Here is a 15,072-nt window from a genome sequence, read left to right as displayed (position 1 = left end):
CACAAACCCCGCCGAAGAGCCCGGGTCGCGCTCCCGCGGCGGCCAAGCCATCCCGATTGGGGGCTGGGCGCAAGAGTCGGAGAGGCGTAGGGTGCGGGCGTTAGGTCGCGGTTCGAGCGTGACCATCGAGCGCCGTACCGTAAATGCGAGCCGTGACCGTCCCCTGAGCCGGAGGGACAGCTATGGCCACGTCTCGACTTGCAACTCCGATTACCTCGCCCGATGTGCCCGCGATTCGTCAGCTGGAGGTTGCCGACCTCAAGGACGCGCTCCGGAGAGGATACGACGACTTCACGAAGATGCCGTCCCACCTCGTTTTCCTGGGCCTGATCTACCCCGTCTTCGGCATCTGCCTTGCCGCGCTCACCTTCTCGGCGAATGCCCTCCCGCTCCTGTTCCCGCTGGTCTCGGGCTTTGCGCTGATCGGCCCCTTTGCCGCCATCGGCCTGTACGAACTGAGCCGGCGCCGCGAGCAGGGGCTCAGCACCTCCGCGGCCGATGTCTTCGCCGTTCTCCAGTCGCCGGCGCTCGTATCGATCCTGGCGATGGGCGTCCTGCTGCTGGTGGTGCTCGTCTGTTGGCTGGCCACTGCCCAGGCGCTCTACCACGCGATCTACGGCGACCTCGTCCCCGAAGCTTACGACGATTTCCTGTGGGAGGTGGTGACGACGCCCCGAGGCTGGACGCTGATCGTCCTTGGGCACGTGCTCGGCTTCCTCTACGCACTCGCCGTCTTCAGCATGTGCGTCGTGTCCTTCCCGATGCTCCTGGACAGGAATGTCGGCGTCGGCACGGCGATCCTCACCTCGGTGGAGGTCGTCCGCCGCAACCCGCGCATCATGGCGACCTGGGCGCTGATCATCGCGGCGCTGGTGATGATCGGCTCGGCGCCGCTCCTGGTCGGGCTCGCCATCGTGCTGCCCGTCCTCGGGCACGCGAGCTGGCACCTGTACAGGCGCGCCGTCGGCTCCTGACGGGTGGTCCGGCGAGCGGCCGTCAGGTCCGCTCGCCGGTCACGGGCCGCCGAAGAAGATCGTCCGGGTCAGGTGCGTGTAGCTCGACTCGGACACCATCATCCCGACGAAGACGAGAAGCAAAGCGGTCGGCAGCACGATCGCGTAGACGAGCGTGAGCCGCTCCCAGGCCATGTGCATGAAGATCGCCACGATCAGCCCGGCCTTGGCCAGCATGAAGATGATGATCAGCGTCCAGCGCAGGAGCCCCTGCACGTGGAAATAGTCCACCGCGTAGGAGCAGGCGCTGAGCACGAACAGCCAGGCCCAGACCACGAGATAGAGCCTGATCGGATGGTGCTGGCCGCCTTCGCTGTGCGCCGCGGCCGGCGGAGGTGGAGCATGGACGGTCGCGGCATGTGCCATGGCGCTCACCACAGATAGAAGAAGGCGAAGATGAACACCCAGACGAGATCGACGAAGTGCCAGTAGAGGCCCGTCGTCTCGACGAGTTCGTAGCGCCCTGCCCGGCTCGTGAAGAAGCCGCGCCGTCCGGTGTCGTAATCGCCGCGCCAGACCTTTCGGGCCACGATCAGGAGGAAGATCACCCCGATCGTCACGTGCGTCCCGTGGAAGCCCGTGATCATGAAGAAGGTCGAGCCGAATTGCGGCGCGCCCCAGGGGTTCTCCCAGGGCCTCACCCCCTCCTGGATCAGCTTCGTCCATTCGAAGGCCTGCATGCCCACGAAGGTCGCGCCGAGGATCGCGGTCACGAGCAGGAGCAGCGCCGTCTTCCGGCGCTCGCGGCGGTAGCCGAAGTTCACCGCCATCGCCATCGTGCCGCTCGAGGTGATCAGCACGAAGGTCATGATGGCGATCAGGATCAGCGGGATGTCGTGCCCGAACATGTGGAGCGCGAAGACCTCGCTCGGGTTCGGCCACGGCACCGTCGTCGACATGCGCACGGACATGTAGGACAGCAGGAAGCAGCCGAAGATGAAGGTGTCGGACAGGAGGAAGACCCACATCATGGCCTTCCCCCAGGACACGTCCTTGAAGGCCCTCTGATCGGAGCTCCAGTCCGAGACGATGCCGCCCCAGCGACCGGCGGCTTGGGCGGGTTCGGACGTGGCCAGGCCCGGAGGTGCGTGCATCCACCCTCTCCTCAGGTCACCAGGAACAGGCTGAACAGGAGGCACCAGACCAGCAGCAGGAAGTGCCAGTAGATGGCGCAGAGATCGAGGCTGGGCCGCAGGGCCGCGGCGTCCGTCTCGCCCCAGGCGCGGCTTGCGGTGCGGCCGAGCGCGACGAGGCCTCCGAGCAGGTGGAGCCCGTGCATTCCGGTGATCAGGTAGAAGAACGTCGCCGCCGGGTTCGTGGCGAGGAAATAGCCGTCCCGCACCAGATCACGCCAGGCGAGGACCTGCCCGGCCAGGAAGGCGAGCGAGGCGACGGCAGCAAGCAGGATCGCGCGGCGCGTCTGCGCGAGAGAGCCCCGATCCGCGGCCTCCTGCGCCCAGACGAGGGCGCCGCTGGCAAGGACCAGGATCCCCGTGTTGACCCAGAGGATCCCGGGCTTCGGCAGCGTCCGCCAGTCGCCGAGCTGCATGCGCATCAGGTAGGCGCCGGCGAACAGGGCGAAGAGCGAGGCGACGACGGCCAGGAACATGCCGAGGGCGATCTTCGCCGGATCCGCGGCCAGCGGCCCGGTCCCGGGGAACTCGCCCAGGGGACCGGCCTCCAGCCATGGCTTGGCGGAGAGGCGCTGCCGCGCGAGCCAGAAGGAGGCGACGACGCCGATCAGCGCGATGACGAGGATCGTCGCGCCCATGCCGCCCCCTAAGCCGTCGATCTCAGCGTGGGCTGGTTCTGGGGGACGAAGTCCCTGTCGGCGCCGGGCACGTTGTAGTCGTAGGCCCAGCGGTAGACGACCGGGAGTTCCTTGCCCCAGTTGCCGTGAGCGGGTGGGGTCTGCGGCGTCTGCCACTCGAGCGTCGTCGCGTGCCAGGGATTGCCGTCCGCCTTAGCCCCGTAGCGAAGGCTCCAGAACAGGTTGAACAGGAACAGGAGCTGCGTCGCGCCGACGACGAGCGCGGCCACGCTGATGAAGGCGTTCAGCGTATGGGCAGAATCGGGGATGAAGCTCGTCTGGCCGATGTCGTGATAGCGGCGCGGCATCCCGAGCAGGCCGAGATAGTGCATCGGGAAGAAGATCGCGTAGGCGCCGAGGAACGTGACCCAGAAATGCACCTTGCCGAGCACGTCGTTGTACATCCGGCCGGTGATCTTCGGGTACCAGTGATAGATCGCGCCGAAGATCACCATGATGGGCGCAACGCCCATCACCATGTGGAAATGCGCGACGACGAACATCGTGTCGGAGAGGGGCACGTCGACCACGACGTTGCCGAGGAAGAGACCCGTCAGCCCGCCATTCACGAAGGTGACGATGAAGGCGAGCGCGAACAGCATCGGCACGCGCAGGTGGATGTCGCCCCGCCACAGGGTCAGCACCCAGTTATAGACCTTGATCGCGGTCGGGATGGCGATCATCAGCGTGGTCGTCGCGAAGAAGAACCCGAACCACGGGTTCATCCCGCTCACATACATGTGGTGCGCCCAGACGACGAAGCTGAGCACCGTGATGGCGATGATCGCCCAGACCATCATGCGGTAGCCGAAGATGTTGCGGCGGGCATGCACGGCGATCAGGTCGGACACGATGCCGAAGGCCGGCAGGGCGACGATGTAGACTTCGGGATGCCCGAAGAACCAGAAGAGATGCTGGAAGAGGAGCGGGCTCCCGCCGCCGTATTTCAGCTGCTCGCCCATCGAGACCAGCGTCGGCATGAAGAAGCTGGTGCCGAGCAGGCGGTCGAACAGCATCATCACGCAGGCGACGAAGAGGGCCGGGAAGGCGAGGAGCGCGAGCACGGTCGCCGTGAAGATGCCCCAGACGGTCAGGGGCAGCCGCATCATCGTCATGCCGCGCGTGCGGCCCTGCAGGACGGTGACCACGTAGTTCAGCCCGCCCATCGTGAAGCCGATGATGAAGATGATGAGCGAGACGAGCATCAGGATGATGCCCCACTCGTAGCCGGGCGTGCCCGGAAGGATCGATTGCGGCGGATAGAGCGTCCAGCCGGCGCCCGTCGGCCCGCCCGGCACGAAGAAGCTCGCCACGAGGACGAGCACGGCGAGCAGGTAAATCCAGTAGCTCAGCATGTTGATGTACGGGAACACCATGTCCCGCGCGCCGACCATCAGGGGGATCAGGTAGTTTCCGAAGCCGCCGAGGAAGAGTGCGGTGAGCAGATAGATCACCATGATCATGCCGTGCATGGTGATGTACTGGAGGTACTGGCTCGGATCGATGAAGGAGAAGGTGCCCGGAAAGCCGAGCTGCAGGCGGATCAGCCAGGACAGCACGAGCGCGACGAGGCCGATCGTCATCGCGGTCATCGCGTATTGGATGGCGATGACCTTGGCGTCCTGAGAGAACACCCACTTCGTGACGAAGCTGTGCGGGTGATAGAGTTCGACATCCGCGACTTCGGCCGGCGGGATGCGGTCGTCCGGGCCTAGTGCGACATCGCTCATGCACGTCCTCCCAGCGGGTGGCGTTCACTCCGTCGGCGCCACCTCGTAGCTCGCCTTTTTCGTTCGCTGGGGCCCGTACAGCTCCGCGAAGGTCTTCTGCTTGTCGATCCAGGCCTGGTAGGCGGCCTCGTCCGCGACGACGACCTGGCCCCGCATCTGCGGATGCCCGACACCGCAGAGCTCCGCGCACAGGATGTCGTAGGTGCCCGTCCGGGTCGGGGTCAGCCAGAAATAGGTGACCGCGCCGGGGATCATGTCCATCTTGCCGCGGAACTCGGGCACGTAGAAATCGTGCAGGACGTCGAGCGAGCGCAGCAGAACCTTGATCGGCTTGTTGACCTCGAGGACGAGGTCGTCGGCCTCGATCACGAGGTCATCCTGTCCGGCGGGATCGTTGGGGTTCAGCCCGAGCGGGTTCTCGGCCGTGACGGCCCGGGTGTCGGCCGTCCCGAGCTTCCCGTCCTTGCCGGGCAGGCGATAGCTCCAGGACCATTGCCGCCCCACAACCTCGACCTCGGACGCGTCGTGCGGGACGGTGACGAACTGGCTCCAGACATAGAGCCCGGGAGCCAGCATGGCGCCCACCCCGATGGCGGTCGCGACCGTGAGGACCAATTCGAGGCGCTTGCTCTCCGGCTCGTACTCCACCGCCCTCCCCGACCCGTGCCGGAAGCGGACGACGCAGAAGGCCGTGAACAGCAGGACGGCGACGAAGACGGCCCCGGTAATCCAGAAGGTGATCACCAGGGTTCCGTCGATGTACCCCCAATTCGACGCGATCGGGGTCCACCACCAGGGGCTCAGCAGGTGAAAGGCGACGGAGCCGATCGCGATCAGGACGAGAGCGAGCGCGATCGCCATCTCCCGTCACCTTTTCGCGCGCACAAGGCTGAGCAGGAGCTCGCCTCGATCGAGAAGCGCGCCCGGCAGCGCGGTCGGCAACGGCACAAGCGGAGAGTATCCGGAAACCCGGCGGATGGAGCTCGGCTCAAAACCGACAATGGCTTCCATGATCGCCATGGCAGCGCGCTCCTTCACACCAATCCTTCCGCCCACGAAGCAGGCGAGGACAAAGGTGAAGGCGCAAATCCTCCTGCACTCCCCTGCCCTTTGTCAACCGATCGCAGCGTCGCCCCCTGGCAACATCATGCTGCTAGACTGATGTAGCTGCTGTATTGTTGTCGGCGATCACGCGGAGCTCAGGTGATGCATGGTCGATTGCGCTGGCGAACACCTTATCCGATCGACGAGATGCCTCCGCGGCTGAAAGGCTCCGGGGCCCTCCTCCTCTGCGACCCGCAGACGGGCGGATGGAGACTCGGCCGCTGGAGCGAGGGCGGCTGGCGGGCGAGCGACGACGGCGTGCGGCTCAGTCCGTCGCATTTCGCCATCGCGCCGGGCGTGACCGAGCATCCCCGCTACTGGCCCCGAACCGGAGCCGCCTGGGGGCTGCTGCTCGCATCCGGCGCGGCAGGATTGGCCGGCTTGTCGGGATGGGCCTTCGCGCTGGACAGGGCGGAGTGGCTGAAGCTGATCTGCGGGCCGACGCTCGTCCCGTAGCACGCGGTGCGGGCGGCGCCGCCGGCGGGCTACATGTTGGCGTAGCCGCCATCCACGAGCAGGTCCGTCCCGGTCATGAAGCTGGACGCCTCGCTCGCCAGGAACAGCGCGCCCCGCGCGATCTCGATCGGCTGGCCGATCCGCCCCAGCATGTGCTTCGGGGCGTTGTAGGCGAGCGCCGTAGCCATGTCGCCGTGGCGAAGGAGCATCCGGCCGGTCTCCACCGCGCCGGGAGAGAGCGAGTTGACCCGCACCTTGTCGGCGGCATGGTCGAGGGCCATCGCCCGTGCGAGCTGCAGGAGGGCGCCCTTGGCGGCGCAGTAGCCCGGCCGGCCGGCAGCGGCGACATGGCCGAGCTGGGACGCGATATGGATCACGCTGCCGCCCCCGCTCGCGATGATGAGCGGAAGGACGGCCCGGCTCATCAGATAGGCTCCCGTGACCTGCACGGCGAAGAGGCGGTTCCAGTCCGCCAGTCCGATCTCCAGCACCGTCCCGCTCGGGTCGGCGTTGGAAGCCCCGTTGACCAGGACATGGGCGCCGCCCCAGGCGGCCTTCACCTCGGCCGCGACGGCGAGCGTGCGAGCCTCGTCAGTCACGTCGCAGGCGAACGCCAGCGCCTCGCCGCCGGACTCGCGGATCCCCGCCGCGATCGCTTCGGGGGCGGCGAGGTCAAGGCACGCCACCTTCGCGCCCGCCTCGGCGAAGGTCTGGACGATGGCGCTGCCGATCCCGCCACCGGCGCCGGTGACGACGGCGATCTTCCCGTGAAGGCTGAATGCCGCGCCGAGAGGGATGCTGGACAAGGGACACCTTCGAAACAGGAGAAGCGGAGGAGGTCAGGGCCGGCACTAGCGGGTCGCGTCGCGCCAGCGCAGGTAGTCGTCGAAGGCCTGGTCGGCCCCGAACGCGGCGGAAAAGCCGGTATCGCGGCGCAGTCGCTCGACGGAGAATGGCGGGCGGGCGGAGGGCTGCGTCGCCCCGATCGTCACCGGCTCGTCGTCCCCGACCACCGCGTAGTCGAAGCCCGGGTAACGACGCTTCAGCCGCTCGCACCAATCCGGCACCGACCAGCGCGCGCCCGTCGCGAGCTGGTAGACGGTGTTCGGAGCCGGTCCCATGTCGAGCAGCGCGACGACGGCGCTCGCAACATCCTTCACGTAGACCCAGTCGTCCGGGAGCGTGCGCCTGAAGCGGACGACCTCCCCCGCCTCCGCCGCGCGCAGGAGCTGAAACGGGATGCTGAGCGTATCCCGGACGCCGGTCGCGTATTCCCACGGCCCGAACACGACGCCGAGCCGCCCGACCACCACGTCGAGTCCCCGCTTGTCGCGATAGCGCAAGGCGGTGCGCTCGGCCGCGAATTTGGTGATGCCGTAGAGGGAGTCCGGCAGAGGCACCGTGGCGCCCTCGTCGATGAGCTCTGTCCCGGGCTGGATCGTCGCCCCGAACACCGATCCCGTGCCGAGCTGCACGACACGGGTGACGCCGGCCGCCAGCGCCGCCTCGAGGGTCTCGATGGTGCCGCCGAGATTCACGTCGGCGATGAAGCGCGCCTGCGAGGTTTCGCGGTCGGGGCCCGCCGTGATGGCCGCCCCATGCACGACGCGACGGACCGCGTGGCGCTTCATGGCGAGCGCCGTCGTGGCGCCGTCCCGGACATCGCCGCTCTCGATGGCGAGCGTGCCGGGCAGGGAGCGGAGGTGCCGCTCCGCCATCTCCGGCGGAGCGTTCACGTCGAGAAGCACGACGTCATCCCCGCGCTCGAGGAGCGCGGCCGCGATGTTGATGCCGACGAAGCCGGAACCGCCGGTGACGAGGATGCTCATGCGACGGGGCGCCCTTGCTCTGCGTTCGCATCGCCGGCCAGCCACGCGAAGTCGGCCATCGCTGCCCGCATCACGTCGACCGGTTCGCGGCCGTCGAGATCCTGCGCGAAGAGCTCGAACTCGAAACGGCCCCGATAGCCTGCCTGGTCGAGCGTCTTCAGGATCGCCGGCAGGTCGATCACGCCTTCGCCCGGCAGGCAGCGCCGCGGCAGGGCGGGCTCGGTGCGGGACTGGGTGACACCGCAGACCTGGACGAGGGTGATCCGATCGGCGAGCCGGCCGAGCGCCTCGTGCAGATCGGGCTCCCACCAGGAATGGAACAGGTCGAGCACCAGGCCGAGGTCGGGATGGCGTTGGAGCAGCACCTCCGTCTGGGCGAGGGTGTTAAGGCAGGCCTTGGTGAAGATGCGGAGCGGATGCATGGGCTCGATGCCGAGCCGCACCCCCGCCCTGCCCGCCGCCTCGATGATGGCCGGGAGCTCGGCCTCGACCCGCCGACGTGCCTCCGCGAGGTTGCGCGGATGCTCCTCGCCCATGTCGTGCAGGCCGCCGCCGATCAGGACGAGCGTATCCGCTTCGAGCTCCGCCGCCCGGGCGATGAGCCGGGCGTTGATCTCGGCCTGCCGTGCCGCCCGCTCCGGGTCGGCCCAGAGGAAGAAGCCCGAGCTGTTGAGCGAGGTGACGACGAGGTTCCGCTCGCGAAGAGCGCGCTTGAGCTCCGGCAGCGCCATCTCGGAGAGGGCGCGCTCGGTCATGCCGACGCCCTCCGCACCCACCGCCGCCGCCTCGTCGAGGAAGCGCGTCAGCGAATAGCCTTCAGGCGTCAGGTAGTGGTTGATGGAAAGACCCAGCATCAGGTCCTCCGGCCCGTTGCGGCGCTCAACTCTTCATTCCCGTGATCGAGGCGCTCTGGGAGCGCGGATCGCGCTTCGGCCACCGGCCGCTATCCACCTGGGCGAGGAAGTCGCCGACGACCCGGTTGAATTCGTCCGGCTCCTCGATGTTGATCGTGTGCCCGGAATTCGGGATCACGGCGAGCGCGGCCGACGGGATCGACTGCTTCATGAGAAGGCCCGGCATGAGGCAGGGCCAGTCCTCATCGCCCGTCAGGACGAGCGTCGGGACCGTCAGCTTCTTCATGTCCTCGACGAGATCGTAGAGCGAGGGCCGCTCGCGCTGGACGCCGAGCTGCGTGTTGGCCGAGCCCAGCGCGGAATGCTCCGCCAGCATCGCCTTGAACTCGGCGAAGCCGCGGGGGTCCTTGTTCTCGAACTGCACGCGCGTCGGCCCATAGGCGTAGCGCTCGGCAAAGGCGGCCATGCCGTCCCGCTTGAGGGCCTCGGCGATGGTGTCGGCCTCCGCCTTGAACCGCTCGCGCTTGTCCGTCTCCGCGCCGTAGCCGCAGCCGCCGACCATCAGCGAATGCGCCCGCGCGGCATGGCGGAAACCGAAATGGAGCGTTGCGAACCCGCCCATGGAGAGGCCCACCACATGCGCCTTCTCCTCGCCGAGATGGTCGAGGATCGCGAGGATGTCGTCTGCCGCGCGCGCCTGCGAATACGAGGCGGGATCCTCCGGAACGTCGGACGGCGGATATCCGCGCGCCGCAAAGCTCACGCAGCGGTAGCGCCGGCCGAAATGGCGCATCTGCGGCTCCCAGCTGCGGTAGCTGCCGGCGAATTCATGCACGAAGATCACGAGCCGCCCGGACCCGGTCTCCTCGTAGTACAGCTTCACCCCGTCATCCGCGGTCGCGTGCGGCATCGTCGTTCTCGATCCTTGGTTCGGAATTTCCGCAGAGTGTGTGTCTTCGCTCAGTTCGTCAGGACGGTTGCGCTGTCGAGGGACCAGTGCACCGCAACGCGCGTGCCCGGCTCCATCGCCTGCTGCCGGCCGGTATTCGCCGCATCCGAGACGATCTCGCCCATGGGTCCGAGATTGACCCGGCGCCGGATGAAGGGGCCCATGTAGCTCTCCTCCTCCAGCGTGCCCTCCAGGGACGGAGCGCCCCCGCCCGCCAGGGCCGCGGGTGCGACGTCGACCTTCTCGTAGCGAAGCGCGACGAAGACCTTCTGGCCCGGCGTCGCATCGGCCGGCAGACGCGTCGGGAAGGCCTGTCCGTTCACGGTGACCGTCCCGGCCCCGTCCGGCCCGCGGCTGGCGACCACGCCGTCGTAGAAGTTCGAATGGCCCATGAACTCGGCCACGAACCTGTTCGCCGGCCGCTCGTAGACCTCGCGCGGCGTCCCGACCTGCTGGATGCGGCCGGACTTCATCACGGCGATCCGGTCGGACATCGTGATCGCCTCGCCCTGGTCGTGCGTGACGAAGATGAAGGTGCCGCCGATCGCCCGGTGCAGGCGGCGGAGCTCTTCCTGCATCTGCAGCCGGAGCTGGAGGTCGAGCGCGCCGAGCGGCTCGTCGAGAAGCAGCACCTCGGGATCGTTCACGAGGGCGCGCGCCATGGCGATGCGCTGGCGCTGGCCACCCGAGAGCTGGTCGATCTTGCGGTCCCCGTAGCCGGACAGCCGGACCAGCGCGAGCGCCTCCTCGACCTTCTTGGCGATCTGGGGCTTGGGCAGCCGCTTCATCTCGAGCCCGAAGGCGATGTTCTGCGCCACCGTCAGGTGCGGGAACAGGGCACCGTGCTGGAACACCATGTTCGTCCGGCGACGATACGGGAGGTCGCCGAGCGCGCTCCGACCGGCAATGAGGAGATCGCCGCCCGTGGGCGTCTCGAAGCCGCCGATGATCCGGAGCAGCGTCGTCTTCCCGCAACCGGACGGTCCGAGAAGCGAGAAGAACTCGCCGCGGCGGATCTCGAGATTGGCGGCATCGAGCGCCGTCGTCTTGCCGAAGGACTTCGTGATCCCGCGGATCGACACGGAGACCTCGCCGGAGGTCGATGCCGGGGGCGCCGCGAGCGGCGCCCCCCTGTCCTGAACGTGCCCCGACGAGAGGGACACGGCGCTAGCCGATGCCATCTCAGGAGCTCTTCACCTTGCTCCAGGTCTCGATCCACATGTTCATGTTGGTCGGGAACTTGAGCTGGTAGTGCTTCACGGAGCCGTCGAAGATCCCGTAGCCGTATTCCTTGCGGTAGGCGTCGGTCAGGCCCTCCTGCGCGAATTTCGACGCGGAGAGGTAGCCGGAGCCGTTCGACAGCTCCTTCGCGTAGCGCTCGCCGAGCATCGCGTTGATGACCGCGTGGGCGCCCGCGACGTTCTTGGAGTCCTTCGGGATGTAGGAGGCGCTGATCAGCGAGAGCACGCCTTCCTTCGGCCAGGCGCCGGCGATGTTGAAGCCGCGCTTCTTCAGCTCGACCCGCATCGGGACGACGCCGTAGCAGATCGCGATCTCGCCGCCGGCCAGGAGGTTCGAGCCCTGCGCGAAGGTCGTGTAGAACGTGCGGACGTTCTTCTTCTTGGAGATCAGGAACTTCGCGACCTCGTTCAGCTGGTTGCGGTCCATCTTCTCGGGCTCGGTATGTCCGAGGTAGAGGCCCGCCGCCATCAGCATCTGGTGCGCCACGTCCCACCAGCCGATCTTGCCGGCATACTTGTCGTCGAAGAGGAGCGCCCAGGAATCGAGGAGCGGCTCGTTATCGGGGACGACGTCGCGGCTGTAGAGGACTGAGTCGAAGCCCCAGCTGTGCGGGATCATGTAGACCTTGCCGTCCCGCTGCCCGATCCCCTCCTTGGAAGGGTCGTTGATGTACTTCATGTTCGGGATCAGCGAGACGTCGATCGGCTGCACGCGCTCCGCGCCGGCCTTCGGGCCCATCACGACCGGGCTGGAGAACGCGAAGGACGAGTTCATCAGATCGTAGCGCGCGCCGCCCGGCGCGGTGAGGCGGGAGACCGTGTCCGTCCCGGACAGGAAGGCGCCTTCCTTGATGGTGACCTTCGCCTCCTGCTCGACGATCGGCTTCAGCGTCGGGCCGAGCATCGCGTTCACCATGAGGGCGGTCATCTCGGCGCCCTGCGCAAACGCCCCCGTGGTGCCGAAGCCGCCGAGCGCTGCGGCGCCCGCGAGGCTCGTGCCCAGGAACTTGCGCCGGTCCATCGCAGCGCGGCTGTGCTCGTCGAATGTCGACATCTCTTTCCGTTCTCCTCTGTTGTTGTTCAGTGCGCGCGACCGGCGCGTGCGGATGCGGCGAAGCCGAGGCCCGAGACCAGCATCGAGATGACCGTGATGACGACGCCGACGGCCGGCAGGAACGGCGCCATCTGGTCGGACAGGAGCGTCCAGAGGTGCACCGGCACCGTGCGCTGGTTGCCGATGATGAAGAGCGTCCGAATGAACTCGTCGAAGGAGAGCGTGAAGGCGAACATCGCGGTCGCGATGACCCCGGGCTTGATGATCGGAAGGACCACGCGGGTGAACACCGTGAGGGGCCGGGCACCGAGGTCGGCAGCAGCCTCCTCGAGGCTCCTGTCGAGCCCGTGCACCCGCGGGAACAGCGTCAGGAAGGCGAAGGGGAGAACCCAGGTGATGTGGACAGGCAGCGCCGTCGACCAGACGCCGAACTCGACCTCCGCGAAGCCGAAGAAGACGAGGTAGATCACGCCGCCCACGATCCCCGGGATGAGGATCGGCAGCAGGATGATCTTCATCAGGACCGCCTTGAAGGGGAATTCCTGGCGGAAGCCGAGCGCCATCAGGACGGCGAGCAGTGTCGCGACGGTGGCGCTCACGATGCCGAGCATCACGCTGTTGAGGATCGACCGGAGCATGTCCGGCGAGCCCAGCACCTCCTCGTACCAGCGCAGCGTCACGCCCTGGAACGGCAGCCCGATCGTCTGGGAGTCGTTGAACGACAGCAGGACGAGCAGGAGGATCGGCAGGTAGAGGAAGCAGTAGAACAGCCCGGCATAGCCCCAGAGGAGGAGCCGCCGCAGGCGCTCGCCGCGCTGGCGCACGTCCAGCGAGGCGCGGGTGTTCGACGCGCTGGTGTTCAAGGCCATCGTTGCCATGTCAGCCCCCGATGAAGATGTCGTTGAGGCGCACGCGCCGGCCGATGACGACGAGGCACAGGAAGACGACCACGACGAGGACGACGGACAGCGCCGCGCCGAGCGCCCAGTTGTTGGTCACCGTGTATTGGGGCGCGATGACGTTGCCGAACATCATGCCGGATGTGCCGCCGAGCAGCTGCGGCGTGACATAGGCCCCGCAGGCCAGCAGGAAGACCATCACGCAGCCCGAGAGCACGCCCGGCATGCTGAGCGGGAGCGTCACGCGGAAGAAGGTCCGGAACGGGCCGGCACCGAGATCCGCCGCGGCGTCGATCAGGTTCCGGTCCATTCTCTCGAGCGAGAGGTAGATCGGCAGCGTCATGAACAGCGTGTAGACGTAGACGAGGCCGACATGGGTCGCGCCCTCGTTGTAGAGGAGCCAGTCGAGCGGCTCGGAGATCACGCCGAGTTGCAGCAGCACGGCGTTCACCAGGCCATTGCGGCCGAGCATCGGCAGCCAGACGAAGGTGCGGACGACGTAGCTCGACCAGAACGGCAGGAAGAGCAGGACCAGGAAGATGCCCCGCTTCGGCCCCTGGAGCGAGGCGAGGAAATAGGCCATCGGATAGCCGACCAGCAGCGACAGCAGCGTCACGGTCAGCGCGATGCGGAGCGTCTGCAGGAGGACCTGGAAGTAGATCGGGTCGTCCGCGATGACGCGATAATTGTCGAGCGTGAAGTCGGTCGTGGTGCCGAAGATCGACGACGTCCAGAACGACATCGCGAACAGGATCACCAGCGGCGCCACCGCAAAGGCGAGCAGCCAGAGCGCAGCCGGGATGACGAGAAGCGCGCGCAGGTCGCGCCGACGGGGAATGGCGGCCACTGCCGTCGCGCCGCTCATGCCGCTGCTCCTGCGATGCTCTCGAGCACCTCGCGCGTGTGCTCCCCGAGAGCGGGGGCGGCATTCCTGATGCTGCCCGGCGTCATGGAGAGCTTGGCGGGCACGCCGAGCGTATGGGTGCGGCCCGCCTTCGTGTGCTCCGCCTCGACCACCATCTCGCGCGCCACGACCTGGGGATGGGAGAGCGCCTCGGCGAAGTCGAGCACCGGGCCGGCCGGAAGCCCGACCCGATCGAAGGCGTCCAGCCAATGCTCGGACGGACGCTGCCGGAAACGCTCCTGCAGCAGCGCCACGAGCACCGCGTTGTTTGCGACCCGATCCCGGTTGGTGGCGAAGCGGGGATCAGCGGGAAGCTCAGGCGCCTCCAGGATCCGGCAGAGCGCCTCCCAGAAATTCTGCTGCGCACCGCCGACCGTGATCCACCCATCGGCCGCCTGGAAGACCTGGTAGGGGGAGCTGCCCCGATGCGACTGGCCGATCCGCGGCGGCCTCTCGCCGGTGGCGAATACATGGGCCGCCTCGTAGACGCCGAACGAGATCGCCGAATCGAGGAGCGAGGCTTCGACCTGCTGCCCTTGCCCGGTGCGATGGCGCGCCTCGACGGCGGCGAGGATGCCGACGGCGAGATGCATCCCGGCGGCGATGTCCGAGAGCGCGATCGGGAGCCTGTGCGGCGGGCCATTGGCCGGACCGCAGACGCTCATCAGGCCGGACATGCCCTGCGTGACGAGGTCGAACCCGCCGCGGTCGCGCCAGGGTCCCGTCTGCCCGAAACCGGAGATCGCGCCATAGATCAGGCGCGGGTTGAGGGCCGAAAGTTCGGACCAGCCGAGCCCCAGCCGGTCGAGCGTTCCGGGCCGGAAGTTCTCGATGAGGATGTCGGCCGTCCGCACGAGCTCCTGCAGCGCCCGCCTTCCGTCCTCGCTCTTCAGGTCCAGCGCGACCGACCGCTTGTTGCGGTTCCACACCATGAACGGCGCGCTCTCGCCCGCCACGAAGGGCGGCATGGCGCGTGCCTCGTCGCCCCGCCCGGGCCGCTCGATCTTGATGACGTCGGCGCCATGATCCGCCAGCAGCATCGCGCAATACGGGCCCGAGAGATGGCTCGACAGATCGAGGACTCTCAACCCTTCCAGTGCCCCGGCCATCGGCCCCCGCTCACCCCGTTTTGTATACTGTACACGATCGATGCTGACCCATAAGAACCCGGGATGCAAGGCGGCGGCGCCGGATTTGTGCGACTTTGGTAGGCAGCGGGTCGCAAGAAT

17 protein-coding genes are annotated in these 15,072 nt (G+C 67.5%); 2 read left to right on the top strand and 15 right to left on the bottom strand.

Annotated elements, in window-relative coordinates; genetic code table 11:
* The first annotated feature begins 182 nt into the window (after positions 1–182).
* On the top strand, positions 183–974 hold the full coding sequence (locus ACO2SS_RS13935; protein ID WP_423278275.1) for a DUF2189 domain-containing protein: 792 nt from the start codon (positions 183–185) through the stop codon (positions 972–974).
* Positions 975–1,013: 39 nt separating this feature from the next.
* Here ACO2SS_RS13935 and ACO2SS_RS13930 read toward each other — a convergent pair whose 3' ends face one another.
* From ACO2SS_RS13930 to ACO2SS_RS13905, 6 genes are read right to left on the bottom strand one after another with little or no spacing between them, the layout of a single operon-like run.
* Complete coding sequence (locus ACO2SS_RS13930) at positions 1,014–1,379, bottom strand: cytochrome C oxidase subunit IV family protein (RefSeq protein WP_423278274.1); 366 nt, start codon at positions 1,377–1,379, stop codon at positions 1,014–1,016.
* Positions 1,380–1,384: 5 nt separating this feature from the next.
* Entirely contained in the window at positions 1,385–2,107 is a 723-nt protein-coding gene (locus ACO2SS_RS13925) for a heme-copper oxidase subunit III family protein (protein WP_423278273.1), read from the bottom strand.
* 11 nt (positions 2,108–2,118) lie between these two features.
* Complete coding sequence (locus ACO2SS_RS13920) at positions 2,119–2,784, bottom strand: cytochrome c oxidase subunit 3 (RefSeq protein ID WP_423278272.1); 666 nt, start codon at positions 2,782–2,784, stop codon at positions 2,119–2,121.
* 8 nt (positions 2,785–2,792) lie between these two features.
* A complete protein-coding gene (ctaD, locus tag ACO2SS_RS13915) occupies positions 2,793–4,553 on the bottom strand; it encodes a cytochrome c oxidase subunit I (RefSeq protein WP_423278271.1) in 1,761 nt (586 codons plus the stop codon).
* Between the two features lie 24 nt (positions 4,554–4,577).
* Entirely contained in the window at positions 4,578–5,414 is an 837-nt protein-coding gene (locus ACO2SS_RS13910; RefSeq protein ID WP_423278270.1) for a cytochrome c oxidase subunit II, read from the bottom strand.
* Positions 5,415–5,420: 6 nt separating this feature from the next.
* Positions 5,421–5,573, bottom strand: a complete 153-nt coding sequence (locus ACO2SS_RS13905; protein WP_423278269.1) for a hypothetical protein — start codon at positions 5,571–5,573, stop codon at positions 5,421–5,423.
* A gap of 186 nt (positions 5,574–5,759) precedes the next feature.
* Between ACO2SS_RS13905 and ACO2SS_RS13900 the strand changes: the two genes are divergently transcribed.
* Positions 5,760–6,113 (top strand): hypothetical protein, encoded by a 354-nt coding sequence (locus ACO2SS_RS13900; RefSeq protein ID WP_423278268.1) that lies wholly within the window; start codon positions 5,760–5,762, stop codon positions 6,111–6,113.
* 29 nt (positions 6,114–6,142) lie between these two features.
* On the opposite strand, the gene ACO2SS_RS13895 is transcribed toward ACO2SS_RS13900, so the two are convergent.
* The 9 genes from ACO2SS_RS13895 to ACO2SS_RS13855 are packed head-to-tail and all read right to left on the bottom strand — an operon-like array spanning position 6,143 to position 14,952.
* The gene (locus ACO2SS_RS13895; protein WP_423278267.1) at positions 6,143–6,919 is read right to left on the bottom strand and encodes an SDR family NAD(P)-dependent oxidoreductase; all 777 of its coding nucleotides are present in this window, start codon (positions 6,917–6,919) and stop codon (positions 6,143–6,145) included.
* Positions 6,920–6,964: 45 nt separating this feature from the next.
* Entirely contained in the window at positions 6,965–7,942 is a 978-nt protein-coding gene (locus ACO2SS_RS13890; protein WP_423278266.1) for an NAD-dependent epimerase/dehydratase family protein, read from the bottom strand.
* Positions 7,939–8,796, bottom strand: a complete 858-nt coding sequence (locus tag ACO2SS_RS13885; RefSeq protein WP_423278265.1) for a sugar phosphate isomerase/epimerase family protein — start codon at positions 8,794–8,796, stop codon at positions 7,939–7,941. The genes ACO2SS_RS13890 and ACO2SS_RS13885 overlap by 4 nt, the downstream gene beginning before the upstream one ends.
* A 25-nt stretch (positions 8,797–8,821) precedes the next feature.
* Entirely contained in the window at positions 8,822–9,706 is an 885-nt protein-coding gene (locus ACO2SS_RS13880) for an alpha/beta fold hydrolase (protein WP_423278264.1), read from the bottom strand.
* Positions 9,707–9,756: 50 nt separating this feature from the next.
* On the bottom strand, positions 9,757–10,926 hold the full coding sequence (locus ACO2SS_RS13875) for an ABC transporter ATP-binding protein (protein WP_423278263.1): 1,170 nt from the start codon (positions 10,924–10,926) through the stop codon (positions 9,757–9,759).
* A 1-nt stretch (position 10,927) separates the two neighbouring features.
* Positions 10,928–12,040: an ABC transporter substrate-binding protein gene (locus ACO2SS_RS13870; RefSeq protein ID WP_423278262.1), complete on the bottom strand. Its 1,113-nt coding sequence runs from the start codon at positions 12,038–12,040 to the stop codon at positions 10,928–10,930.
* A 26-nt stretch (positions 12,041–12,066) separates the two neighbouring features.
* Complete coding sequence (locus tag ACO2SS_RS13865; RefSeq protein WP_423278261.1) at positions 12,067–12,918, bottom strand: ABC transporter permease; 852 nt, start codon at positions 12,916–12,918, stop codon at positions 12,067–12,069.
* Position 12,919: 1 nt separating this feature from the next.
* Entirely contained in the window at positions 12,920–13,804 is an 885-nt protein-coding gene (locus ACO2SS_RS13860; RefSeq protein ID WP_423278260.1) for an ABC transporter permease, read from the bottom strand.
* Entirely contained in the window at positions 13,801–14,952 is a 1,152-nt protein-coding gene (locus ACO2SS_RS13855; RefSeq protein ID WP_423278259.1) for a CaiB/BaiF CoA transferase family protein, read from the bottom strand. The genes ACO2SS_RS13860 and ACO2SS_RS13855 overlap by 4 nt, the downstream gene beginning before the upstream one ends.
* Positions 14,953–15,072: the final 120 nt, after the last annotated feature.

Origin of the sequence: Enterovirga sp. CN4-39, from assembly GCF_049446235.1 — a bacterium.
Classification (GTDB): Bacteria; Pseudomonadota; Alphaproteobacteria; order Rhizobiales; family Beijerinckiaceae; genus Enterovirga.
This window is presented reverse-complemented; position numbering and strand designations above follow the sequence as displayed.